The 23380-nt window shown below is 65.2% G+C and carries 21 protein-coding genes; 2 read left to right on the forward strand and 19 right to left on the reverse strand.

Annotated features, from left to right (window positions below):
• From carB to rpsB, 19 genes are all read right to left on the reverse strand, one after another.
• Nucleotides 1-3249: a carbamoyl-phosphate synthase large subunit gene (carB, locus tag V9K97_RS24070; protein WP_337321166.1), complete on the reverse strand. Its 3249-nt coding sequence runs from the start codon at nt 3247-3249 to the stop codon at nt 1-3.
• Nucleotide 3250: 1 nt separating this feature from the next.
• On the reverse strand, nt 3251-3808 hold the full coding sequence (locus V9K97_RS24075; protein WP_337321168.1) for an ORF6N domain-containing protein: 558 nt from the start codon (nt 3806-3808) through the stop codon (nt 3251-3253).
• A complete protein-coding gene (carA, locus tag V9K97_RS24080) occupies nt 3801-5000 on the reverse strand; it encodes a glutamine-hydrolyzing carbamoyl-phosphate synthase small subunit (protein ID WP_337321170.1) in 1200 nt (399 codons plus the stop codon). The genes V9K97_RS24075 and carA overlap by 8 nt, the downstream gene beginning before the upstream one ends.
• Before the next feature lie 198 nt (nt 5001-5198).
• Nucleotides 5199-5993, reverse strand: coding sequence for a TrmH family RNA methyltransferase (locus V9K97_RS24085; RefSeq protein WP_337321172.1), 795 nt, complete (start codon nt 5991-5993; stop codon nt 5199-5201).
• 12 nt (nt 5994-6005) lie between these two features.
• On the reverse strand, nt 6006-6725 hold the full coding sequence (gene rnhB, locus V9K97_RS24090; RefSeq protein ID WP_337321174.1) for a ribonuclease HII: 720 nt from the start codon (nt 6723-6725) through the stop codon (nt 6006-6008).
• Nucleotides 6697-7845 (reverse strand): lipid-A-disaccharide synthase, encoded by a 1149-nt coding sequence (lpxB, locus tag V9K97_RS24095; RefSeq protein ID WP_337321175.1) that lies wholly within the window; start codon nt 7843-7845, stop codon nt 6697-6699. The genes rnhB and lpxB overlap by 29 nt, the downstream gene beginning before the upstream one ends.
• Nucleotides 7846-7857: 12 nt before the next feature.
• Nucleotides 7858-8646 carry an acyl-ACP--UDP-N-acetylglucosamine O-acyltransferase gene (gene lpxA / locus V9K97_RS24100; protein ID WP_337321177.1) on the reverse strand — a complete coding sequence of 263 codons (789 nt, stop codon included), beginning with the start codon at nt 8644-8646 and terminating at the stop codon, nt 7858-7860.
• A gap of 23 nt (nt 8647-8669) precedes the next feature.
• Nucleotides 8670-9119 (reverse strand): 3-hydroxyacyl-ACP dehydratase FabZ, encoded by a 450-nt coding sequence (gene fabZ, locus V9K97_RS24105; RefSeq protein ID WP_157614172.1) that lies wholly within the window; start codon nt 9117-9119, stop codon nt 8670-8672.
• Nucleotides 9120-9142: 23 nt separating this feature from the next.
• Nucleotides 9143-10120 (reverse strand): UDP-3-O-(3-hydroxymyristoyl)glucosamine N-acyltransferase, encoded by a 978-nt coding sequence (gene lpxD, locus V9K97_RS24110; RefSeq protein WP_337321179.1) that lies wholly within the window; start codon nt 10118-10120, stop codon nt 9143-9145.
• A gap of 15 nt (nt 10121-10135) precedes the next feature.
• Nucleotides 10136-10684 (reverse strand): OmpH family outer membrane protein, encoded by a 549-nt coding sequence (locus V9K97_RS24115; protein WP_126749816.1) that lies wholly within the window; start codon nt 10682-10684, stop codon nt 10136-10138.
• A complete protein-coding gene (gene bamA, locus V9K97_RS24120; protein ID WP_337321181.1) occupies nt 10685-13111 on the reverse strand; it encodes an outer membrane protein assembly factor BamA in 2427 nt (808 codons plus the stop codon). It abuts the gene before it with no gap.
• A gap of 38 nt (nt 13112-13149) precedes the next feature.
• Nucleotides 13150-14520 (reverse strand): RIP metalloprotease RseP, encoded by a 1371-nt coding sequence (rseP, locus tag V9K97_RS24125; RefSeq protein ID WP_337297637.1) that lies wholly within the window; start codon nt 14518-14520, stop codon nt 13150-13152.
• A 24-nt stretch (nt 14521-14544) separates the two neighbouring features.
• Nucleotides 14545-15732: a 1-deoxy-D-xylulose-5-phosphate reductoisomerase gene (gene ispC / locus V9K97_RS24130; protein WP_337297638.1), complete on the reverse strand. Its 1188-nt coding sequence runs from the start codon at nt 15730-15732 to the stop codon at nt 14545-14547.
• The gene (locus V9K97_RS24135) at nt 15729-16574 is read right to left on the reverse strand and encodes a phosphatidate cytidylyltransferase (RefSeq protein ID WP_258506680.1); all 846 of its coding nucleotides are present in this window, start codon (nt 16572-16574) and stop codon (nt 15729-15731) included. The genes ispC and V9K97_RS24135 overlap by 4 nt, the downstream gene beginning before the upstream one ends.
• Nucleotides 16575-16603: 29 nt before the next feature.
• Nucleotides 16604-17347 (reverse strand): polyprenyl diphosphate synthase, encoded by a 744-nt coding sequence (gene uppS, locus V9K97_RS24140; protein WP_337297639.1) that lies wholly within the window; start codon nt 17345-17347, stop codon nt 16604-16606.
• An 8-nt stretch (nt 17348-17355) separates the two neighbouring features.
• A complete protein-coding gene (gene frr / locus V9K97_RS24145; protein ID WP_126749810.1) occupies nt 17356-17925 on the reverse strand; it encodes a ribosome recycling factor in 570 nt (189 codons plus the stop codon).
• 11 nt (nt 17926-17936) lie between these two features.
• A complete protein-coding gene (gene pyrH / locus V9K97_RS24150; RefSeq protein ID WP_012747709.1) occupies nt 17937-18659 on the reverse strand; it encodes a UMP kinase in 723 nt (240 codons plus the stop codon).
• Nucleotides 18660-18761: 102 nt separating this feature from the next.
• The gene (tsf, locus tag V9K97_RS24155; protein ID WP_337321183.1) at nt 18762-19685 is read right to left on the reverse strand and encodes a translation elongation factor Ts; all 924 of its coding nucleotides are present in this window, start codon (nt 19683-19685) and stop codon (nt 18762-18764) included.
• Between the two features lie 81 nt (nt 19686-19766).
• Complete coding sequence (gene rpsB / locus V9K97_RS24160) at nt 19767-20519, reverse strand: 30S ribosomal protein S2 (protein WP_126749808.1); 753 nt, start codon at nt 20517-20519, stop codon at nt 19767-19769.
• 221 nt (nt 20520-20740) lie between these two features.
• Between rpsB and V9K97_RS24165 the strand changes: the two genes are divergently transcribed.
• Both V9K97_RS24165 and V9K97_RS24170 read left to right on the forward strand, forming a co-directional pair.
• A complete protein-coding gene (locus V9K97_RS24165) occupies nt 20741-22066 on the forward strand; it encodes an amidase (protein WP_337321185.1) in 1326 nt (441 codons plus the stop codon).
• Nucleotides 22067-22116: 50 nt separating this feature from the next.
• Nucleotides 22117-23373, forward strand: a complete 1257-nt coding sequence (locus tag V9K97_RS24170) for a D-amino acid dehydrogenase (protein WP_337297642.1) — start codon at nt 22117-22119, stop codon at nt 23371-23373.
• The last annotated feature ends 7 nt before the right edge of the window (nt 23374-23380 follow it).

Here is a 23380-nt window from a genome sequence, read left to right on the forward strand (position 1 = left end):
TCAGGCGGCTGCCAGCTGCGCGTGCATCTCCTGCACCGAGATCACACCGAGCTCGTCCATGAAGCCCATGCCTTCGACCGCGGCTTCGGCACCAAAGATGGTGGTGAAGGTGGTCACGCGCGCGAGCAGCGCCGAGGTGCGGATCTGCCGCGAGTCGTTGATCGCGTTGCGGCGCTCTTCCACCGTGTTGATGACCAAGGCGATCTCGTTGTTCTTGATCATGTCCACGATGTGCGGGCGGCCTTCGGTCACCTTGTTCACCGTTGCGCATTCGATGCCCGCAGCACCGATGGCGGCGGCCGTGCCCTTGGTGGCGATGATCTCGAAGCCCAGCTTGACCAGGCCGCGCGCCACTTCCACCGCGCGCGCCTTGTCGTTGTTCTTCACCGAGATGAAGACCTTGCCCGACTTCGGCAGGTGCGTGCCCGCGCCCAGCTGCGACTTCACGAAGGCTTCGCCGAAGGTCTTGCCCACGCCCATCACTTCGCCGGTCGACTTCATCTCGGGGCCGAGGATGGTGTCGACGCCCGGGAACTTGACGAACGGGAACACGGCCTCCTTCACGCTGAAGTAAGGCGGCGTCACTTCCTTGGTCACACCCTGCGACTTGAGCGACTGGCCGGCCATGCAGCGTGCCGCCACCTTGGCGAGCTGGATGCCCGTGGCCTTGCTCACGTAAGGCACGGTGCGCGAAGCACGCGGGTTCACTTCGAGCACGTAGATGACGTCCTTGCCGTCCTTCTGCTGGATGGCGAACTGCACGTTCATCAGGCCCACCACGTTGAGCGCGGCGGCCATGGCGGCGCTCTGGCGCTTCAGCTCTGCAATGGTCTCGGCGCTCAGGCTGTAGGGTGGCAGCGAGCAGGCGGAGTCGCCCGAGTGCACGCCGGCTTGCTCGATGTGCTCCATCACGCCGCCGATCAGGGTCTGGCCCTCGGCATCGCGCAAGCAGTCGACGTCGCACTCGACAGCATCGTTCAGGAAGCGGTCGAGCAGCACCGGCGAGTCGTTGCTCACCTTGACCGCTTCGCGCATGTAGCGCTCGAGGTCGCGCTGCTCGTGCACGATTTCCATCGCGCGGCCGCCGAGCACATAGCTCGGGCGCACCACCAGCGGGTAGCCGAGGGCCGCGGCCTTCTCGAGCGCCTCGGGTTCGGTGCGCGCGGTGGCGTTCGGCGGTTGCAGCAGCTTGAGCTCATGCAGCAGCTTCTGGAAGCGCTCGCGGTCTTCGGCCGCGTCGATCATGTCGGGCGAGGTGCCGATGATCGGCACCCCGTTTGCCTCGAGGTCCAGCGCGAGCTTGAGCGGCGTCTGGCCGCCGTACTGCACGATCACGCCGAGCGGCTTTTCCTTGTCGACGATCTCGAGCACATCTTCGAGCGTGAGCGGCTCGAAGTACAGGCGGTCGCTCGTGTCGTAGTCGGTCGACACGGTCTCGGGGTTGCAGTTGACCATGATGGTCTCGTAGCCGTCCTCGCGCATGGCGAGCGCGGCATGCACGCAGCAGTAGTCGAACTCGATGCCCTGGCCGATGCGGTTGGGACCGCCGCCGAGCACCATGATCTTCTTCTTGTCGGTCGGGTCGGCTTCGCACTCGTCCTCGTAGGTCGAGTACATGTAGGCCGTGTTGGTCGCGAACTCGGCCGCGCAGGTGTCCACGCGCTTGTAGACCGGGCGCACGCCCAGCGCGCGGCGCTTCTCGCGAATGGCGGTGTCGGTGGTCTTGAGCTGCTTGGCCAGGCGGCGGTCGGAAAAGCCCTTCTTCTTGAGCGCGAGCAGCGTGTCCTTGTCGATGTCGTCGAGCGACTTGGTTTCGAGCTCGAGTTCGATCTTCACGATCTCTTCGATCTGCACCAGGAACCACGGGTCGATCTTGGTCAGCGCGAACACTTCGTCCACGCTCAGGCCCATGGCGAAGGCATCGCCCACGTACCAGATGCGCTCGGGACCGGGCTCGCCCAGTTCCTTCTCGAGCACTTCACGGTCCTGCGTCTTCTCGTTGAGGCCGTCCACGCCCACTTCGAGGCCGCGCAGGGCCTTCTGGAACGATTCCTGGAAGGTGCGGCCCATGGCCATCACTTCACCCACGGACTTCATCTGCGTGGTCAGGCGCGAATCGGCCTGCGGGAATTTCTCGAACGCAAAGCGCGGGATCTTGGTGACCACGTAGTCGATCGACGGTTCGAACGACGCGGGCGTGGCGCCGCCCGTGATCTCGTTGCGCAGTTCGTCGAGCGTGTAGCCCACGGCCAGCTTGGCCGCGACCTTGGCAATCGGGAAGCCCGTGGCCTTGGAGGCCAGCGCTGACGAACGCGAGACGCGCGGATTCATCTCGATGACGACCATGCGGCCGTCCTTCGGGTTGATGGAGAACTGCACGTTCGAGCCGCCAGTGTCCACGCCGATCTCGCGCAGCACGGCCAGCGAGGCGTTGCGCAGGATCTGGTATTCCTTGTCGGAGAGCGTCTGAGCGGGGGCCACGGTGATCGAGTCGCCGGTGTGCACGCCCATCGGGTCGAGGTTTTCAATCGAGCAGACGATGATGCAGTTGTCGGCCTTGTCGCGCACGACTTCCATCTCGTACTCTTTCCAGCCGAGCAGCGATTCTTCGATCAAGAGCTCGTTGGTCGGCGAGGCTTCGATGCCGCGCTTGCAGATGGTCTCGAACTCTTCCGGGTTGTAGGCAATGCCGCCGCCGGTGCCGCCGAGCGTGAAGCTCGGGCGGATCACGGTCGGAAAGCCGACCGACTTCTGCACCGCCCAGGCCTCTTCCATCGAATGGGCGATGCCGGAGCGCGCCGAGCCGAGTCCGATCTTGGTCATCGCGTCCTTGAACTTCAGGCGGTCCTCGGCCTTGTCGATGGCTTCGGGCGTGGCGCCGATGAGTTCGACCGGCTTGTTGGTGGCCGCGCCCGTGTACTTGTCGAGCACGCCGTTGCGCCAGAGGTCGAGCGCGCAGTTGAGCGCGGTCTGGCCGCCCATGGTCGGCAGGATGGCGTCGGGGCGCTCCTTGGCGATGATCTTCTCGACCGTCTGCCAGGTGATCGGCTCGATGTAGGTCACGTCGGCCGTGGCCGGGTCGGTCATGATCGTCGCGGGGTTGCTGTTGATCAGGATGACCTTGTAGCCCTCTTCGCGCAGAGCCTTGCAAGCCTGCACGCCGGAGTAGTCGAACTCGCAGGCCTGGCCGATGATGATCGGGCCGGCGCCGATGATGAGAATGGATTTGAGGTCTGAGCGCTTGGGCATCTTATTTGTCCTTGGTGAAACCGATGCCGCGGCCGCTGTAGGCGCCCGGCTTCGGTTCATCCATCAGTTGATGGATCGCGTTGAATACATCGCGAAAGTTCTGGTCGTATCGCTGTTCCAGCGCGTTCAGCTTGCGCTTGAGATCGGCGTGCTCCGACAGCATGCTGCGCAGCTTGACGAAGGTACGCATGATCTCGATGTTGACGGCCACGGCGCGTTCGCTGCGCAGCACGCTCGACAACATGGCCACGCCCTGTTCGGTGAGCGCCACGCTGCGGTAGCGCGCGCCGCCGGAACCCGGCTTCTCGGTTTTTGAGATCACAAGTTGTGATCTCAAATTCTCGAGGTCGTGGTTCTCCAGGGTGAAGGCAAAGTCCGCGGGAAAACGATCGAGGTTGCGGCGCATGGCCTGCAACAACACCCGGGTCTCGACGCCGTAGAGCGCGGCAAGGTCCTGCGCCAGCATGACCTTGAGGCCGCGCAGCACATAGATCTTGCCCTCGGCATCGCGCAATGCGGCGATGACCGAGACGTCGAGCACCGCGGGTGCATCAGCCACGTGCCTGCTCTCCACGTGCCTGCTCCATGAGCGCGGTGAAGCGGTCGAACAGGTAGCCGATGTCGTGCGGGCCGGGCGAGGCCTCCGGGTGGCCCTGGAAGCAGAACGCCGGCTTGTCGGTGCGCGCAAGGCCCTGCAGCGTGTTGTCGAACAGGCTGATGTGGGTGGCGCGCAGGTTGGCCGGCAGCGACTTCTCGTCGACCGCGAAGCCATGGTTCTGGCTGGTGATGCTCACGCGGCCGTTGTCCAGGTCTTTCACCGGATGGTTCGCGCCGTGGTGGCCGAACTTCATCTTGAAGGTCTTCGCACCCGAGGCCAGCGCCATGATCTGGTGCCCCAGGCAGATGCCGAAGGTCGGAATGCCGGTCTCGATGAGTTCCTTGACCGCGCTGATGGCGTAATCGCAAGGCTCCGGGTCTCCCGGGCCGTTGGCCAGGAAGATGCCGTCGGGTTTGAGCTTGAGCACATCGGCGGCGGGCGTTTGCGCCGGCACCACGGTGATGCGGGCGCCGCGCTGCGCGATCATGCGCAGGATGTTCTTCTTGACGCCGTAATCGAACGCCACCACGTGGAACTTGGGCGTGATCTGCACGCCGTAGCCCGGCTTGCCGTTCGAGTTCACGAGCTTCCACTCAGTTTCGGTCCACTCGTAGGTCTGCTTCACCGACACGACCTTGGCCAGGTCGAGCCCGGCCATGTTGGGCGCGCCCTTGGCGGCGGCAATGGCCTTGTCGATCAGCGCCTGCGTCACGGCTTCGCCCGCGGCGAGGCCCAGGATGCAGCCGTTCTGCGCGCCATGGGTGCGCAGGTGGCGGGTCAGCTTGCGGGTGTCGATGTTCGCGATGGCCACCGTCTTGCCGGCCACGAGGTATTCGTTCAGCGTCGCGGTCTTGCGGAAATTGGATGCGACGAGCGGCAGGTCTTTGATGATCAGGCCAGCGGCATGGATCTTGTCGGCTTCGATGTCTTCCCCATTGACGCCGTAGTTGCCGATATGCGGATACGTGAGCGTCACGATCTGCTGGCAATAACTCGGGTCGGTGAGGATTTCCTGGTAACCGGTCATGGAGGTGTTGAACACCACTTCACCGGTCGTGGAGCCGGCGGCTCCGATCGAATTGCCTTGAAAGACCGTGCCGTCTGCGAGCGCCAGGATGGCGGGCGGGAAACTTCCCTTGAGAGACAAAAGCACTGGGTTCTCCGGATGGTTACGGTCGCCCGGAGCCCCAGGCGCGTTGCCTGCGGACTGCTGCTTAAGGGGAAGATGGCGTTGTAGGCGGCCGGGCGACGCTATTGCGAGTAAGCCCCCGATTGTAGCCCGGCGGCGTCACCCTCCTGACTTGAAAGGCCGGAAAACATACGAGGCCGACGCCTTTATGGCGTCCGGGAATCAGGAATTCACCCGCGCAAGGCCGGCCGCGCCGCTCGCGTGCAGGCAGATGGCGGCCGCGGCAGCCACGTTCAGCGATTCCTCGCCGCCGGGCTGCGCAATGCGGATGTGGTGCGTTGCCCGGGCTTCCAGCGCCGCGGAAACGCCCTGCCCCTCGTGCCCCATGAGCCAGGCGCAGGGATGCGGCAGCCTGGCCTCGTGCAGCCATTCGCCCCGGTGCGAGCTGGTGGCCACCAGCGGCACCTTCAACTCGTCGAGCGCATCGGCCTCCACGCCTTCGATCAACCGCAGGCCGAAATGGGCGCCCATGCCTGCCCGCAGCACCTTGGGCGCCCACAACGCGGCCGTGCCCTTGAGCGCAATCACCTGCCTGAACCCGAAAGCCGCCGCGCTGCGCAGGATGGAACCGGCATTGCCGGCGTCCTGGAGGCGGTCGAGCACGACGCTGGGCGCGCCGGGCAGCAGCGCCGGCCGCTCAGGCAGATCGAGCACGAAACCCATGGGCGCGGGCGACTCCAGTCCGCTGGCCCCGCGCAAGAGATCGTCGTCGACCACTACGGTTTTTATAGCAACACTCGCCCATTCGGCAGGACACTGCGGCCAGAACGATTCTGAAAAAACGGCGATGGCGGGCTTGATGCCCCTGGCGAGCGCCGCGCGGCAGAGGTGATCGCCCTCCAGCCACACGCGGCCGAGCTTGCGGTAGGCACCGGGGTCCTGGGCCAGCTTGCGCAAGTCCTTGAGCAGCGGGTTGTCGCGCGAGCTGATGTGGCTCGCGCCCGATGGAGTGGTCATGCGTCGGGAATCTCAGGGCGCCGTGCGCAGGTCGAGATGCACGGTCTCGACCGTTGAGGCGGCCACCGCGAGCGGCATGGAGGCTTCGGCCGGCACGGCAACCTCGCCGGCTGCACGTGCCAGGGCCGCGGCCACCGGGCTGAACGAGCGGCGGTGGTGAACGCAGGCGCCATGGCGCAGCAGCGCCTCCAGATGCTCCGGCGTGCCGTAGCCCTTGTGGCCGGCAAAACCATAGTGGGGAAATTCGACGTGCAGTTGCTCGCACAGGCGGTCGCGGTGGACCTTGGCGAGGATGGAGGCAGCCGAGATCGCCTTGACCCGCGCGTCGCCCTTCACGATGGCCTCGGCCAGCACATCGAGTGTGGGCAATCGGTTGCCGTCGACCAGCACTTTCGCAGGCTTGAGGCGCAGCCCCTCCACCGCGCGGCGCATCGCGAGCATCGTGGCCTGCAGGATGTTGTGGGTGTCGATTTCCTCGACCGTGGCCTGCGCCACCGAGCAGCACAGCGCTTTTGCAAGAATCTGGTCGTGCAGGCGCTCGCGCTGCAGGGCCGTGAGCGTCTTGGAGTCGGCCAGGCCGCGGATCGGACGCTGGTCGTCCAGGATGACGGCCGCGGCCACCACCGGGCCGGCCAGCGGTCCGCGGCCCGCTTCGTCCACGCCCGCAACAAGGCCCGGCGCGTCCCACACCAGGGCCGCCTGCTCAGCCTTCAAGAACTTTCTGGATCGCATCGGCGCAAAGTGTCGGCGTATCGCGCTGCAGTTGCACGTGCAGCTCTGAAAATTTTTGTTGCAGCGCCCGCGTCTTTTCGGGCGCGTCGAACCACTCGAGCGTGGCGTGGGCCAGCGCCTCCGGCGTGGCTGCCTCCTGCAACAGCTCGGGCACCACGAACTCACGCGCCAGGATGTTGGGCAAACCGACCCAGGGCTGGAGCTGTTTGCGCTGCATCAGGCGCCACGAGAGCGCGTTCATGTTGTACGCGATGACCATCGGCCGTTTGAACAGCGCCGCCTCGAGCGTGGCGGTGCCGCTGGCGATCAGGGTCACGTCGCAGGCAGCCAGCGCGGCATGCGACTGGCCGTCGAGCAGCTTCACCCGGCCTGCGGCGCCGCTGGCCTGCAGCAAGGCCTCGACCTCCACGCGCAGCCCCGGCAGGATGGGGGCGACAAACTGCAATGCCGGCCTTGCCTTGAGCATTTGCGCCGCAGCGGCGAAGAATCGCGCGGCCAGATAGCGCACCTCCGAACGGCGGCTGCCGGGCAGCAAGGCGACGACCTCCGCATCCGGCGCCAAACCCAGCGCTGCACGAGCGGCGACCCGGTCGGGCGTCATCGGAATCACGTTGGCCAGCGGATGGCCGACATAGCTGCCCTGCACCCCGTTTTCCGCCAGCAGCGCGGGCTCGAACGGAAAGATGCACAGCACATGGTCGGCTGCGGCGCGGATTTTTTCGATGCGTTCTGCGCGCCAGGCCCAAATGGAGGGACAGACGAAGTGCACCGTCTTCATGCCGCGGCTGCGCAATCCGGCCTCGAGATCAAGGTTGAAATCGGGTGCGTCCACGCCAATGAAGAGTTCGGGCCACTCCCGCAGCAGCCGTGCCTTGAGCTGCCGACGGATGCCGGCAATTTCGGCATAGTGGCGCAGCACCTCGATATAGCCGCGCACCGCGAGTTTTTCTTGCGGCCACCAGCTTTGGAAACCGTGCGCGAGCATTCGGGGGCCGCCGATGCCGGCGGTCTGGAGCGATGGCCAACGCGCCTGCAGGCCGTCCAGGAGCAGGCCGGCCAGCAGGTCGCCGGACGCCTCTCCCGCGACCAGCGCGAACCTTCGCTGTTCGTCCTTGCCCATGCGACTGCTACTTCAGCGCGCGATGCCGCGCGTCGAATTGGAGAGAAAACGCTCCATCAGCGCCACGTCCTCGGCCGCTTCAGGGGTTTCGGCCGCCAATGCGTTGATGCCGGCGCGCGCTTCTTCGAGCGTCTTGCCCTGACGGTACAGCAGGCGATGCATCTGCTTCACCGCCGCAAGGCGGGGTGCCGAAAAATCGCGCCGGCGCAGACCCACGACGTTGAAGCCGCGCACAGCCAGCGGGTTGCCGTCGACCAGCATGAAGGGAGGCACGTCCTGCGACACGGCACTGGCAAAGCCCACCATGGCGTGCGCGCCGATCGAAACGAACTGGTGAATGCCCGTCAGCCCGCCGATCGTGACCCAGTCGGCCAGATGCACGTGGCCGGCCAATGTGGTGTTGTTGGCCAAGGTGGTGTGGTCATCGACACGGCAGTCGTGCGCGATGTGCGTGTACGCCATGATCCAGTTGTCGTTGCCCACGCGCGTGATGCCGCCCGCCCCCGGCACGCCAAGGTTGAAGGTGCAGAACTCGCGAATGACATTGCGGTCGCCAATGACCAGCTCGGTCGGCTCGCCGGCGTATTTCTTGTCCTGCGGCACGGCGCCCAGCGAAGAAAACTGGAAGATCCGGTTGTCGCGGCCGATGGTGGTGCGGCCCTCGATCACGCAATGCGCGCCGATGGTCGTCCCGGCGCCAACCCGCACATGAGGGCCGATGATGGTGTACGGCCCGACCGAAACCGAGGCGTCGAGTTCTGCCTTCGGATCGATGAGCGCTGTCGGATGAACCTGCGTCATGCCTTGTTGTAACCGCCGCAAGATCAGTTGATCTGGCGCATGGCGCACATCAGCGTCGCCTCGCAGGCGAGCTCGGCGCCCACCAGGGCACGGCCCTTGAACTTGGAGATGCCGGCTTTCATGCGCTCGATTTCGACTTCGAGCGTGAGCTGGTCGCCCGGCTCCACGGGGCGCTTGAAGCGCGCACCGTCGATGGCGGCAAAGTAGTAGACCGTGTTGTCGTCGGGCACGATGTCCAGCGAATGGAACGACAGCAGCGCCGCCGCCTGTGCCATGGCTTCGAGCATCAGCACGCCCGGCATGACCGGACGGTGAGGAAAGTGGCCGTTGAAGAACGGCTCGTTCATCGTCACGTTCTTGAGCGCCGTGATGCGCTTGCCCTTTTCCATGTCCAGCACGCGATCCACCAGCAGGAACGGGTAACGGTGGGGCAGCAGCTTGAGGATTTGATGGATATCGAGCGTCGTCGTCATGATTTTCTGTTCCTGCGTCGTCTTCATTTATTCTGGGGGGCCTTCTCCAGCGCCTTCAGTCGTTCGCGCAGGCTGTGCAACTGCTTGAGTGTTGCAGCATTTTTTTCCCAGCTCGCATTGTCGTCGATGGGGAACATGCCGGTGTACTGCCCGGCCTTGTGGATCGAGCGTGTGACCACCGTGGCCGCCGAAACGTGCACGCCATCTGCAACAGTCAGGTGGCCCAGCACGATGGCACCGCCGCCGAAGGTGCAGTGCGCGCCGATGGTGGCGCTACCCGCCACGCCGACGCAGCCCGCCATGGCGGTGTGCTTGCCCACGCGCACGTTGTGGCCGATCTGGATGAGGTTGTCGAGCTTGACGCCGTCTTCGATGACGGTGTCGTCGAGCGCGCCGCGGTCGATGCAGGTGTTGGCACCGATCTCGACGTCGTTGCCGATGCGCACCGCGCCCAGCTGCTCGATCTTGACCCACTCTCCCTTGTGCGGTGCGAGGCCGAAGCCGTCGGCGCCGATCACCACGCCGGGATGCAGCAGGCAGCGGTCGCCGACCAGGCAGTCTTCGCTGACGGTCACGCGCGACTTCAGGACCGTGCCGGCTCCGATGCGTGCGCCCCGCTCCACCACGCACAAGGCACCGATGCGCGCGGTGGCGTCCACATGGGCTTCAGGATGAATGACGGCGGAGGGATGGATGCGGTCGGCCTCGGGGCGCGCATGGTGCGCCTTCCAGAGTTGGGTGAGCCGCGCAAAGTAGAGATACGGATCGGCCGCGACGATGAACGCTCCGCGCGCCGCTGCCGCCTCGCGCATGGCCGGCGAAACGATCACGCAGGCGGCCTTGGATGCCGCCAGCTCCTGCTGGTATTTGGGATGGCTCAGGAAACTGAGCGCATCAGGCTGGGCGTTCTGAAGCGGAGCTAGCCGCTCGATGGAAAGCGCAGCGTCCCCGTGGAGCTCGCCCCCGAGGGCGTCAACAATGGCTCCGAGCAGCAATGCCACGCCGTTTTTGCGGCGTTATTTGCCGCCCGCAGGCGCGGAAGAAGTGGTCGAGGCGTTCAGCGCCTTGATCACCTTGTCCGTGATGTCGTGCTTCGGATTGATGTAGATCGCCTCCTGCAGGATGGCGTCGTACTTTTCAGCCTCGGCCACCTGCTTCACCACGCGGTTGGCACGCTCGTAGACCTGCTGGAGCTCTTCGTTCTTGCGCGCATTGAGGTCTTCCTGGAACTCGCGGCGGCGGCGCTGGAAATCACGGTCCTGGTCGACCAGCGCGCGCTGGCGTGCCGTACGCTGGCTTTCCGACAAGGTAGGCGCCTCGCGCTCGAACCTTTCGGAAGCCGACTTCAAAGCCTCGCCTTGCGTCGTGAGGTCTTTCTCGCGCTTGAGGAACTCGGACTCGAGCTTGGCTTGCGCAGCCTTGGCAGGCTGGGCTTCGCGCAGCACGCGGTCCGGATTCACGAATCCGATGCGAAAAGTCTCCTGCGCCTGGGCAGCAGGCGCGGCAACCAGCGCAAAAACGGGGATCAACAACGCGCCAGCTGCGGCGCGGATCAAATGCGTCATTTAGAAAGAAGTTCCGATCTGGAATTGCAAGCGCTGAATTCTATCCTTCGGGATCGTGACGAAGCCGGTCGCCGGATCCACCACTTCCTTCTGGGACCTGATGGGGAAGGCGTAGGCCAGGCGCAGCGGCCCGAGCGGCGAAATCCAGCTGACGCCGAGGCCGACGGAGGCGCGCAGCTTCTTCTGGGCCTTGTACTGGGCGTCGGTCAGGCCTTCGGCCCGCGAGCCGAACACATTGCCGACGTCGAAGAAGCCGTACAGGCGCAGAGTGCGGTCGTTGCCGGCGCCGGGGAACGGCGTGCTGAGCTCGGCATTGAAGATCGCCTTCTTGGTGCCGCCCAGGGCGGCGCCTTCGGTCTGGCCAAGCAGCGGCGCGTCGCGCGGGCCCAGCGAGTTCTGCTCGAAACCGCGGATCGAACCCAGGCCACCGGCATAGAAGTTCTTGAAGATCGGGAAGGTCTTGCCGCCGAACGCCTTGCCGTAGCCGACTTCGCCGTTGATCGCGAAGGTGTACTGCTTGCTGATGGGGAAGAACTGCTGGTACTGGTAGCTCGTCTTGAGGTACTTCATGTCCCCACCGACGCCCAGCTCGACGTTGGCGCGCTGCAGGCGGCCGCTCGTCGGAACGAGTGCGCTGTCGCGGTTGTCGCGGCCCCAGCCGATGGTCAGCGGCACGCCCCACACGCTGTCCTGGTCGCATCGCGAGACGAACAACCCGCTGGCGTCGGTCTTGCACTGGAAGTAGTCGCGGTACGACTTGGGCGTAAGGAAGGCGAACGAGCTCTGCGCGTCGAAGGCGTAGCGCTCGAGGCCGACCCCGAAGAAGACGGTGTCGACTTCGCTGAACGGCACGCCAAAGCGGATCGAAGCGCCCTGGTTGACCAGCTTGTAGTCGCCGTCGACCGAGTAGTTGTACGGCCGCGTGGTGGTGTGATAGACGCTCACCGTGCGCGAGATGCCGTCCTGCGTGAAGTACGGGTCGGTGGTGGTCAGCGAAAGCGTGCGGTTGTACTTGCTGGTGTTGACCTGCAAGCCCAGGAAGTTGCCCGAACCGAACACGTTCTCCTGCGAGATACCGAAGGTGAGAGCCACCTTCTCGGCGCTGGAGTAGCCGGCGCCGAGCTGCAGGCTACCCGTGGGCTTTTCCGCCACGTTCACGACCAGGTCGACCTGGTCGGGCGAACCCGGGATTTCCTGGGTTTCGACGTTCACTTCGGTGAAGAAGCCGAGGCGGTCCACGCGGTCGCGCGAGATCTTGATCTTGTCGCCGTCGTACCACGAAGCTTCGAACTGGCGGAACTCGCGCCGGATCACCTCGTCACGCGTCTTGGCGTTGCCGCCCACGGCCACGCGGCGCACATAGACGCGGCGCGACGGTTCAGCTTGCAGCGTCAGCGTCACGCGGTTGTTGACGCGATCGATTTCAGGACGGGCCTGCACGCGCGCAAACGCGTAGCCGAAGGTGCCGAAATAGTCGGTGAAGGCCTTGGTGGTTTCGGTGACCTGCTCGCCGTTGTACGGCTCGCCGGGCTTGATGGTCACGAGCGACTTGAACTCTTCGTCGCGGCCGAGATAGTTGCCGTCGAGCTTGACGCCGGAAACCACGAACTTTTCGCCTTCGGTGATGTTCACCGTCACCGTCAGGTCCTGCCGGTCGGGCGAAATGGCCACCTGGGTCGAATCGATGCGGAACTCGAGGTAGCCGCGGGTGATGTAGTACGAGCGGAGCGTTTCCAGGTCGGCGTTCAGCTTGGTGCGCGAGTACTGGTTCGACTTGGTGTACCAGCTCATGAAGCCGCCGCTGTCCTGGTCGAACAGGCTCAGCAGCGTCGATTCGCTGAAGGCCTTGTTGCCGACCACGCGCACTTCGCGGATGCGGGCCGAATCGCCCTCGGTCACGGTGAACGTAAGGTTGACGCGGTTGCGCTCGATGGGCGTGACCGTGGTCACGACCTGCGCGTTGTAGAGGCTACGGCTCACATATTGGCGCTTGAGCTCCTGCTCGGCACGGTCGGCCAGGGCCTTGTCGTAGGGCCGGCCGTCGGTCAGGCCGACTTCGCGCAGCGCCTTCTGGAGCGCGGCCTTGTCGAATTCCTTGGTGCCGACGAAATCGACGTCAGCGATGGTGGGCCGCTCTTCGACGATCACCACCAGCACGTTGCCGTTGACGTCGATGCGCACGTCCTTGAACAAACCCAGGTCGAACAGCGCGCGGATGGCGGCCGATCCGCGTTCGTCGCTGTAGGTATCGCCCACACGCAGCGGCAGCGACGCGAAGATCGTGCCGGGCTCCACGCGTTGCAAGCCTTCGACGCGAATGTCGCGCACCGTGAAAGGCTCGACGGCCCAGGCTGCGGTGGCCGCCAGGGCGCTGGCCACTACCGCGGCAACGCTACGCAGGCGAAAGCGACTGAAGTTTGTGTTCATCTGTGAATTGGGCCGGCGCGGAAAGGGCCGGCAGAAAGTTAACCAAAGAGCCGCGTGACGTCGTTGAAAAGTGCGACCGACATCATGACCAGCAGCAAAGCGACACCGCCGCGCTGAAGCCGTTCCATCCAAGCGTCAGAGACGCTCTTGCCGGTCAGGCCCTCCCAAAGATAATACATCAGGTGTCCCCCATCGAGGACCGGCAGCGGCATGAGATTGAGCACACCCAGGCTCACGCTGATCAGCGCAAGGAACACCAGGTACTGGGTCAGCCCGAGGCTTGCGGACTTGCCCGCATAGTCGGCGATCGTGAGCGGCCCGCTCAAGTTCTTGAGCGAAGCTTCGCCGATGACCATCTTGCCCATCATGCGGACGGTGAGCGCCGAGACCTCCCAGGTGCGCACAATGCCGCGCCAGACACCATCGACGGGGCCCTGCCGGACCGTGACCATTTCGGGCGGCGCGCCCACGTAGGCGCCGATCCGGCCGACCTTCACGCCCGCCTCTTCACGCAGCTCCGGCCTGACTTCGAGCTCGACCAGCTGGCCGCCGCGCTGCACCTGCCAGGTTTGAACGCGCGGCTGATCGCCGTCGATCGAAGTCCGGATCAACTCGCGCAATTGCTGACCATCGACGATGGGCGTGTTGCCGATGGCCCGGACCAGATCGCCGTTACGCAGGCCGGCGCGTTCTGCGGCGCTGCCCGCCATGACCTCACCGATCTCGGGACGCGTGAGCGGAGCGAGCACGCCGATCTTGCGGAACATCTGCGGGTCGGCGTCTTTGGCCTGCATGCGGCTCAGCGGCAGCACGATCTGGCGTTCGGGCCGGCCGCCCTCGCCTGCGATTTCAAGCGTCAGGTCCTGGCCGTCGAGGGCGCCGCGCGTCATGCGCCAGCGAAGGTCTTCGAACGACTGCACCGGCTCCAGGTCGCCGTCGAAGCCGGCGCGCGTGATGTGCTCACCGCCGCGCAAGCCTGCGGCTTCCGCGAGCGAGGCCGCAACGGGGCGGGCCAGCTTGGCGACGGGCTCATCCACGCCGATCCAGTTGACGGCTGTATAGAGCACCACCGCGAGCAGCAGGTTGGCGATGGGCCCGGCGGCGACGATGGCCGCGCGCGCGCGCAGCGGCTGGGTGTTGAAGGCGCGGTGCCGTTCTTCGGGTGCTACCGGCCCTTCGCGCTCATCGAGCATCTTGACGTAGCCGCCAAGGGGGAATGCGCCGATGACGAATTCGGTCGACTGGCCGGGATGCTGGCGCTTGGGCTGCCAACGGTACAGCGTCTTGCCGAAGCCGACCGAGAACCGCAGCACCTTGACGCCGCAAGCGACGGCGACGCGATAGTGGCCGTATTCGTGCACGGCAATCAGCACGCCGATGGCAACCACAAAGGCTATGACAGTGAGCATCCGAGTCCTCGGTTGTCCGGCGTATCAGGCCGCAAAGCGCAGCGCCGCGGCATTGGCGGCCGCACGGGCACTGGCATCGAGCGCCAGCAGGTCCGCCAGCGATGCGGGCTTGGAGGGAGAAATGGCTTCCAAAGTTTCCATGTTGACCGCATGAATGCGATCGAAGCGAAGCCGCCGGTCAAGAAAGGCCTCGACTGCGACTTCGTTGGCTGCATTGAGCACCGCCGTGGTCCCGGGGGCCGCGCGAAGCGCGTGCCAGGCCAAGCCCAAGCCGGGGAAGAGCGCTGCATCGGGCGCATCGAAGCTCAGCGCCGCCATCTGGCGGAAGTCCAGGCGCCCCGCCCCACTTTCGATGCGCTCTGGCCAGGCCAGGCCGACGGCAATAGGCACGCGCATGTCGGGCGTGCCGAGCTGCGCGATGACCGACGCATCGGTGAACTGGACCATCGAATGCACCACGCTCTGCGGATGGATGACCACCTCGATCTGTTCAGGCAGCACGCCGAACAGGTGGCGGGCCTCGATCACCTCGAGCGCCTTGTTCATCATGGTCGCGGAATCGACCGAAATCTTGCGCCCCATGACCCAGTTCGGATGCGCACAGGCCTGCTCAGGCGTTACCGTGCCCAGGGTGCCGGGCGCGCGCGTGCGGAACGGGCCGCCCGAAGCGGTCAGGATGATCTTGTCGATGCGCCGCGACCAGGTGGACGGATCTTCAGGCAGCGACTGGAAGATGGCCGAGTGCTCGCTGTCGATCGGCAGCAGCGTGGCGCCGCCCTCGTGCACGGTGCGCATGAAAAGCTCGCCGCCGACCACCAGCGCCTCTTTATTGGCCAGAAGAAGCCGCTTGCCGGCGCGCGCGGCAGCCAAGCACGGCCCAAGGCCCGCAGCGCCCACGATGGCGGCCATGACGGCATCGACCTCTTCGTGAGATGCTATTTTTTCTATAGCATCAGGACCGCTCAGGACTCTCGTCGGGAGATTGTTCCGTTCGAGCTTTTCCGCCAGCAGCGCCGCATGCGACGCACTGGCCATGACCGCGAAACGGGGCGAAAACCGCGCGCATTGCGCCAGCAACTCGTCGACCTTGGTCGCTGCGGAGAGTGCAAAAACCTCGAAGCGCTCGGGGTGCCGAGAGATGACGTCGAGCGTGCTGACCCCGACCGAGCCGGTCGAGCCCAGCACCGTGATGCGTTGTTTGGGTGTGTTCACAAGGAAGCCAGCATCATTGCGATGGGAAGCGCCGGCAAGAGGGCATCCACGCGGTCGAGCACGCCGCCGTGGCCCGGCAGCAGGCGGCTGCTGTCCTTGGCGCCGGCACTGCGCTTGATCAGCGATTCGACCAGGTCGCCGACCACGCTCATCGCGGCCAGGAACACCACGCCCACGAGCAGCAGCCACCAGCCGCGCTCATGCAGCCGGGTGTAGAGGCTTGCCACGGTTGCGCCGGCCGCCCTGTCGGCCCAGACCCACGCAAAGGCCAGCACCACCACGCCCGCCATGCCGCCCCACACGCCTTCCCAGCTCTTGCCGGGGCTGATGGCGGGTGCGAGCTTGCCGCGGGTGAACTTGAGGCCGAAGGCGCGTCCCGCGAAATACGCGAAGACGTCGGCCACCCAGACCAGCACAAGAATGGAAAGCAGAAAGTTGATGCCGACCATGCGCGCCTGCACGGCCGCGAGCCACGCCACCCAGAGCGCCAGCAACCCGCCAACCAGCCGCAGGCCGCGCGGAATCCGGGGCCAGCCCGGCACTGCGACGCGCAGCAGCGCGGCACCACCGAGCACCCAGGCCGCGCTGGCCAGCAGCCACATGAGCATGAGTGGCCGCTCGAGCAATCCGAGCCACCACGACAACGCGCAAAGCGCCACCGTTTCCAGGCCAAGGAACACCGACAGTTGCTGCCCGTATCCGTTGAGGCGGCCCCATTCCCAGGCTGCGGCACCGATCAGCACCAGCATGACGCAGGCAAAAGGAACGTGCGACGGATAGAAGAGCGCCGGCAGCAAGATCGCCAGCAGGACGATGGCCGTGAGGATGCGTTGTTTGAGCATGCGGCGGTATTTCGGGCCGTTGAAGGCCGTCAGGCCAACTGGCGATCTGAGGTGGAATCGCTGCCGGCCGTGACCTGCGCGGAAGTCTTGCCGAAACGGCGCTCGCGAACCTGGAATGCGGCAATTCCCGCATCCAGCTCGGCTTCGTCGAACTCCGGCCACAGCTTGTTGCTGAAGAAAAGCTCCGCATAGGCGCTTTGCCACAGCAGGAAGTTCGACAGCCGCTGCTCGCCGCCGGTGCGAATGAGCAGGTCGGGGTCGGGCACATGGGCCAGGGCCATGGCGCGATCGAGGTTGGCTTCGGTAAGCGGCTCGCCCTGCTCCGCCAGCTTGGCGGCCGCGCGTGCAATGTCCCACCGGCCACCGTAGTTGAAGCAGACGTTGAGGACGAGCTTGGTGTTCTGCGCGGTCGCCTCTTCGGCATCGACCAGGCCTTGCACCATTTTCTTGGAGAGCCCGGCCCGTTCGCCGACGAAGTGCAGCCGCACGCCGTCGCGGCTCAACTTTGGCACCTCGCGCGCGAGCGCGCCGACCATGATTTCCATGAGCCCCGAAACCTCTTCAGGCGGCCGGTTCCAGTTTTCGGACGAGAACGCGAACACCGTGAGAACGCCCACGCCGCGGTCGACACAGGCCCTGACGCATCGGCGCAGCGACTCGACGCCCTGCTTGTGGCCTGCCACGCGAGGCAGGAATCGCCGCGTGGCCCAGCGTCCGTTGCCATCCATGACGATGGCAATGTGGTGGGGAATCTGCGGCAAAGACGAGGCCATGCGCAGCCTCAAACGGCCATGATCTCCGCTTCCTTGGCCGCGACCAGCCGGTCGATTTCCGCGATGTGGCGGTCGGTGACCTTCTGGATCTCGGCCTCGGCGCGCTTCTGGTCGTCCTCGGAGGCAAGCTTTTCCTTGACCAGCTTCTTGACCGCTTCGTTAGCGTCACGGCGCAGGTTGCGCGTGGCGATCTTGGCGCTTTCGCCTTCGTTGCGGACCAGCTTGGTCATTTCCTTGCGGCGCTCTTCGCTCATTGCGGGAAGCGGCACGCGGATCAGGTCGCCCATCGACGCCGGGTTCAGGCCCAGGTCGCTTTCGCGGATGGCCTTTTCGATCTTGGCGCCCATGCCCTTTTCCCAGGGCTGGACACTGATGGTGCGCGAGTCGAGCACCGACACGTTGGCCACCTGGCTCAGGGGAACCTGCGAGCCGTAGTACTCCACATGGATGGAGTCGAGCAGCGCGGAGTTGGCGCGGCCGGTACGGATCTTGGTGAGGTTGTTCTGGAACGCAGCCAGCGACTGGTTCATCTTCGCATCGGTCGTGCTGCGAATTTCTGCAATGGTAGGGGTCGTCATCTCAATACTCCTCAGGCATGCACCAGCGTGCCTTCGTCCTCGCCCATGACGACGCGCTTGAGTGCGCCGTTCTTGAAGATCGAGAACACCTTGATCGGCAGCTTCTGGTCGCGGCACAGCGCAAAGGCCGTGGCGTCCATGATGCCGAGATTTTGCGCGATTGCCTCGTCGAAGGTGAGCGTGGAATAGCGCGTTGCATCCGGATGGGTCTTGGGGTCGGCGGAGTAGACCCCGTCGACCTTGGTCGCCTTGAGCACCAGCTCGGCGCCGATTTCCGCACCGCGCAGTGCGGCGGCCGTGTCGGTGGTGAAGAACGGATTGCCGGTACCCGCGGCAAACACCACGACCTTGCCCTCTTCGAGATACTGCAGCGCCTTGGGCCGCACGTAGGGCTCGACCACCTGCTCGATGGCAATGGCGGACATCACGCGCGCCACAAGCCCTTGTTTGTTCATGGCATCGGCCAGCGCCAGCGAGTTCATCACCGTGGCCAGCATGCCCATGTAGTCGGCCGTGGCGCGGTCCATTCCGACCGAGCCTCCCGCGACACCGCGGAAGATGTTGCCGCCGCCAATGACGACGGCGACTTCCACGCCCATGTTCACCACTTCGGCCACCTCTTCGACCATGCGGACGATGGTCGCACGGTTAATACCAAAGGCATCGTCTCCCATTAACGCCTCACCCGACAGCTTCAACAAGATTCGCTTGTGGGCTGGACGGGGATCAGACATGGGCAATTTCCTTACTTGGGTTGGCGGGGGCGAGTGTAGAACGAGGCGGTGAAAAAGCGGCGGCACACGCACGTGCACCGTCGCTTTGGGGCGTAACAGTTTTTACGCGGCGGCCTTGGCGGCAGCAACTTGCGCCGCCACTTCGGCTGCGAAGTCGTCGACCTTCTTTTCGATGCCTTCGCCAACCACGTAAAGGGTGAAGCCCATGATGGTGGTGTTGGCGGCCTTGAGCATCTGCTCGACGGTCTGCTTGTCGTTCTTCACGAACGGCTGGTTGTGCAGCGAGACTTCCTTCAGGTACTTCTGCACGCCGCCTTCGATGCGCTTGGCAACGATGTCGTCCGGCTGCGGCTTCTTGCCTTCGGCTTCGGCCGTCTTGCGGTCTTCATCGGCCTTGCCCTTGGCAACGGCGCGCTCTTTCTCGATCAGGTCGGCAGGCACGTCGGCGGCCGAAATAGCGACCGGCTTCATGGCGGCAATGTGCATTGCCACGTCCTTGGCCGACGTTTCGTCGCCTTCGAACTCGACCATCACGCCGATGCGCGTGCCGTGCAGGTACGAAGCCAGCTTGCCGTTGCCGGCAAAGTGCTTGAAGCGGCGGAAGCTCATGTTCTCGCCGATCTTGCCGATCAGGCCCTTGCGCACGTCTTCGAGCGTGGGACCGAAGCCGTCCTGCTCATAGGGCAGCGCGCCGAGCGCAGCGATGTCGGCGGGGTTGTTCTTGGCGACCAGCATCGCCGCAGCGTTGGCCATGGCCAGGAAGCTGTCGTTCTTGGTGACGAAGTCGGTTTCGCAGTTGATTTCGATCATGCCGCCGGCCGAGCCTTCGACAAACGCCGTGACCACGCCTTCGGCGGTGATGCGGCCCGAAGCCTTGCCAGCCTTGTTGCCGAGCTTGATGCGCAGCAGCTCTTCGGCCTTTTCCATGTTGCCGTCGGCCTCGGTCAGGGCCTTCTTGCATTCCATCATGGGCGCGTCGGTCTTTGCGCGCAGTTCGCCGACCATGCTTGCGGTGATTGCAGCCATTGTTCTATCTCCGTGTCCAAAAAATCAGATTAAAAAAAAGGGGCACCAAAGCCCCTTCTTCAGGCGCGTGAGAGCACTCGATCAGGCCGAGGCGCCCTCTTCGACTTCGACGAATTCGTCGCTGCCTTCGGCGATGGCCTTGACCACGTCACCGGTGGCGCTGTTGCGGCCTTCGATGATCGCATCGGCGATGCCGCGGGCGTACAGCGTGACGGCCTTCGACGAGTCGTCGTTGCCGGGAATGACGTAGTCGATGCCTTCGGGCGAGTGGTTGGAGTCCACCACGCCGATCAGCGGAATGCCGAGCTTCTTGGCTTCTGCCACGGCGATCTTGTGGAAGCCCACGTCGATCACGAAGATGGCGTCGGGCAGCGCGGTCATGTCCTGGATGCCGCCGATGTCCTTTTCGAGCTTCTCGATTTCACGGGTGAACGTGAGTTGCTCTTTCTTGCTCAGGCTTTCAAGACCAGCTTCTTGCTGGGCCTTCATGTCCTTCAGGCGCTTGATCGAGGTCTTGACCGTCTTGAAGTTGGTCAGCATGCCGCCGAGCCAGCGGGTATCGACGAAAGGCACGCCGGCGCGGCGGGCTTCGGCAGCCACGATTTCACGGGCCTGGCGCTTGGTGCCGACCATGAGGATGGTGCCGCGGTTGGCGGTGAGCTGCTTGGCGTACTTCATCGCGTCCTGGAACATCGGGAGCGACTTTTCCAGGTTGATGATGTGGATCTTGTTGCGATGGCCGAAGATGAACGGAGCCATCTTGGGGTTCCAGAAGCGGGTTTGGTGACCGAAGTGGACACCGGCTTCCAGCATTTCGCGCATGGTGGTCGACATTGAAATTACTCCAAAGGTTGGGTCTAAAATCCAGCCCGTTTTGCGCCTCCTTCGAATGGAGTCACAACACCTTGATTGGGCCGGTTTGCGAATGTGTCTGGCTGGGTGCGGCGAGAGCCGTCGCATGATCAGCGAAACCCAACGAGTATAGCACGGCCCGTCCTGTCCTTTCTCCCTTCCACCCCCCGGAACCGAGCCGTCCGCGCCCTCGCAGCCCACCCATGAACGACCTTCACGCCGCCCGTTTGAACCTTCTGGCGGGCGGCAGCGATGCACGCACCGAAATGGAGCGCGCCATCGAGATTTCCGAATCCCCGGCGTGCAACCACGTTTTCACCCGCACGCTGTTCGACGAAGCGCGCCGGCAAGCCGACCGGCCGGCGCTGCAAAGCAGGCTCTCCGGGCTTGCATTCACCGCCAAGGACCTGTTCGACATCGAAGGACAGCCCACTCCCGCGGGCTCCGTGGTGCTTTCGCGCGCCCCGGCCGCCAAGGCGGATGCCGTGGCCGTGGCGCGGCTGCGCGCCGCGGGCGGCGTGCTGACCGGCCGCACCAACATGACCGAGTTCGCTTTCTCGGGCGTGGGCGTCAACCCGCATCACGGCACCCCGGCCAATGTGAGCGACTCGGCCACGCCGCGCATTCCGGGAGGCTCTTCTTCCGGCGCCGCCATTTCGGTTGCCACCGGCGCGGCGTTCATCGGGCTGGGTTCCGACACCGGCGGGTCGATCCGCATTCCCGCGGCGCTGAACGGCATCGTGGGCTTCAAGAGCACCGCCCGACTCGTTCCGGCCGGCGGCGCCCTGCCGCTGTCGACCACCCTGGACACCGTTTGCGCCATGACGCGATCGGTGCGGGATGCCGTCACCGCGCACGAGATCCTCGCGGCGCGCCGCGTGACTGCCGGCGCAGCCGCTCTGGGCGCATACCGGCTGGCCGTGGTGAAGAACGTGTTTTTCGACGACATCGAGCCCGCCGTGGCCCGCGCCTTCGAAGGCGCGCTGCGGGCACTGCGCGCCGCCGGCGCCCAGATCGAAGAAATCGAGCTGCCGGAATTGGCGCAGCTGCAGGCCATCAACGCCACCGGCGGCTTTTCGGCGGCCGAGTCTTACGCCTGGCACCGGCTGTTGCTGGAACGCAGCGGCGCCGGCTACGACCCGCGCGTTGCCCAGCGCATCCTCAAGGGCGCCGGCATGAAGGCGCACGAATACATCGACCTCCTGAATGCCCGGCACGCGTGGATTGCCCGCGTCGAAGCGGCGCTCGCGCCCTACGACGCCGTGCTGTCGCCGACCGTGCCGATCACCGCGCCTCCCATCGCGAGCGTGGCGCCGGGCGCCGAGCACGACGACGAGTTCTTTCGCGTCAACGCACTGCTGCTGCGCAATCCGTCGATCGTCAATATGCTCGACGGCTGCGCCATTTCGCTGCCCTGCCATGCCGCCGGCGAGTTGCCCGTCGGCCTGATGCTGTGGCACGCCGCACTGCACGACGACGCCGTTCTCGCGATTGCCTTACAAACGGAACACGCACTGCGAAGACAATAGCTGCACGCCTACCGATGGGCGTCAGCCATCTCTTCTTACTCAAGCATTCAATGAAAATCGCGATCGTGGGCGCCGGCATCATCGGCGTCACCACCGCCTGGGAACTGGCTTCGGACGGCCATGAAGTGTCTGTGTTCGAGCGCCGCGGCGCAGCGGCCGAGGAAGCCAGTTTTGCCAATGCGGGCGTGGTCGCACCGGGTTATGTAACGCCCTGGGCCGCACCGGGCATGCGCGCCAAGGTGCTGCGTTCGCTGCTTTCCTCCCACGGCGCCATCAAGCTGCGCTGGCCGCTGAATTCACGCGATATCGGTTGGATGTCGCGCTGGCAGAAGGCCTGCAAGCTCGAAACCTACCTGGCCAACCGCGCCCGCATGCAGCGGCTGGCGTTCTACAGCCGCACCCGCCTGCACGAGGTGACCGAGGCGCGCGAACTCAGCTACGAGCGCAGCGACGGCTACCTTGTGCTGCTGCGCTCCAAGCGCGAGAAAAAGTTGGTGCAGCCCGGCCTCGACGTGTTGCGAGCGGCGGGCAGTGTCTTTCGCGAAGTCGACGCCGACGAGGCCCGGCGCATCGAACCCGCGCTCAGCACCGACACCGCGCTTGCAGGCGCCATTTACCTGCCCGAGGACGAAGTGGCCAACTGCCGCCAGTTCGCGCTGCTGCTCAAGTGGGAGGCCGAGGCACTCGGCGCCCAGTTCCATTTCAACTGCGACATCGCGCCGCTGAGCCGCGCCGACCCCACTTCCGTTTCGCTCGCAAGCGGTTCCCCACCGCTGCGGTTCGATGCCGTGGTGGTGTGCGCCGGGCTGGCCTCGGCTGCGCTCGTGCGGCCGCTCGGGCTTCGGATTCCGCTCGCACCGATCTACGGCCACTCCATCAGCGCGCCGATTCGCGAATCGCTCAACGCGCCGCGCAGCGCGGTGATGGACGAGCGCTACAAGGTCGCGATTTCGCGGCTGGGCCAGCGCGTGCGCGTGGCCGGGAGCGCCGAAATCGGCGGCTCGCTGAGCACGATGAACCCGTCCGCGGTTCAAACGCTCTACAAGGTGCTGCACGACTGGTTCCCTGGCGCGGTCACGCTGCAGTCGGGCGTGCAGCAATGGAAAGGCGCGCGGCCGATGCTGCCCGACGGCCCCCCGGTACTCGGCGCCAGCGGCGTGCCGGGCGTCTGGCTCAACCTGGGCCACGGCTCGAGCGGCTGGGCGCTGTCGTGCGGCAGTGCGCGGGTGGTGGCCGACCTGATCGGAGGCCGCGATGCCGGAGTCGACCTTGAGGGCCTGGGCGTCGAGCGGCTCCATCTTTCCTAAAGCTTCC

It is taken from the genome of Variovorax sp. CCNWLW186, assembly GCF_037203865.1.
GTDB lineage: Bacteria > Pseudomonadota > Gammaproteobacteria > Burkholderiales > Burkholderiaceae_C > Variovorax.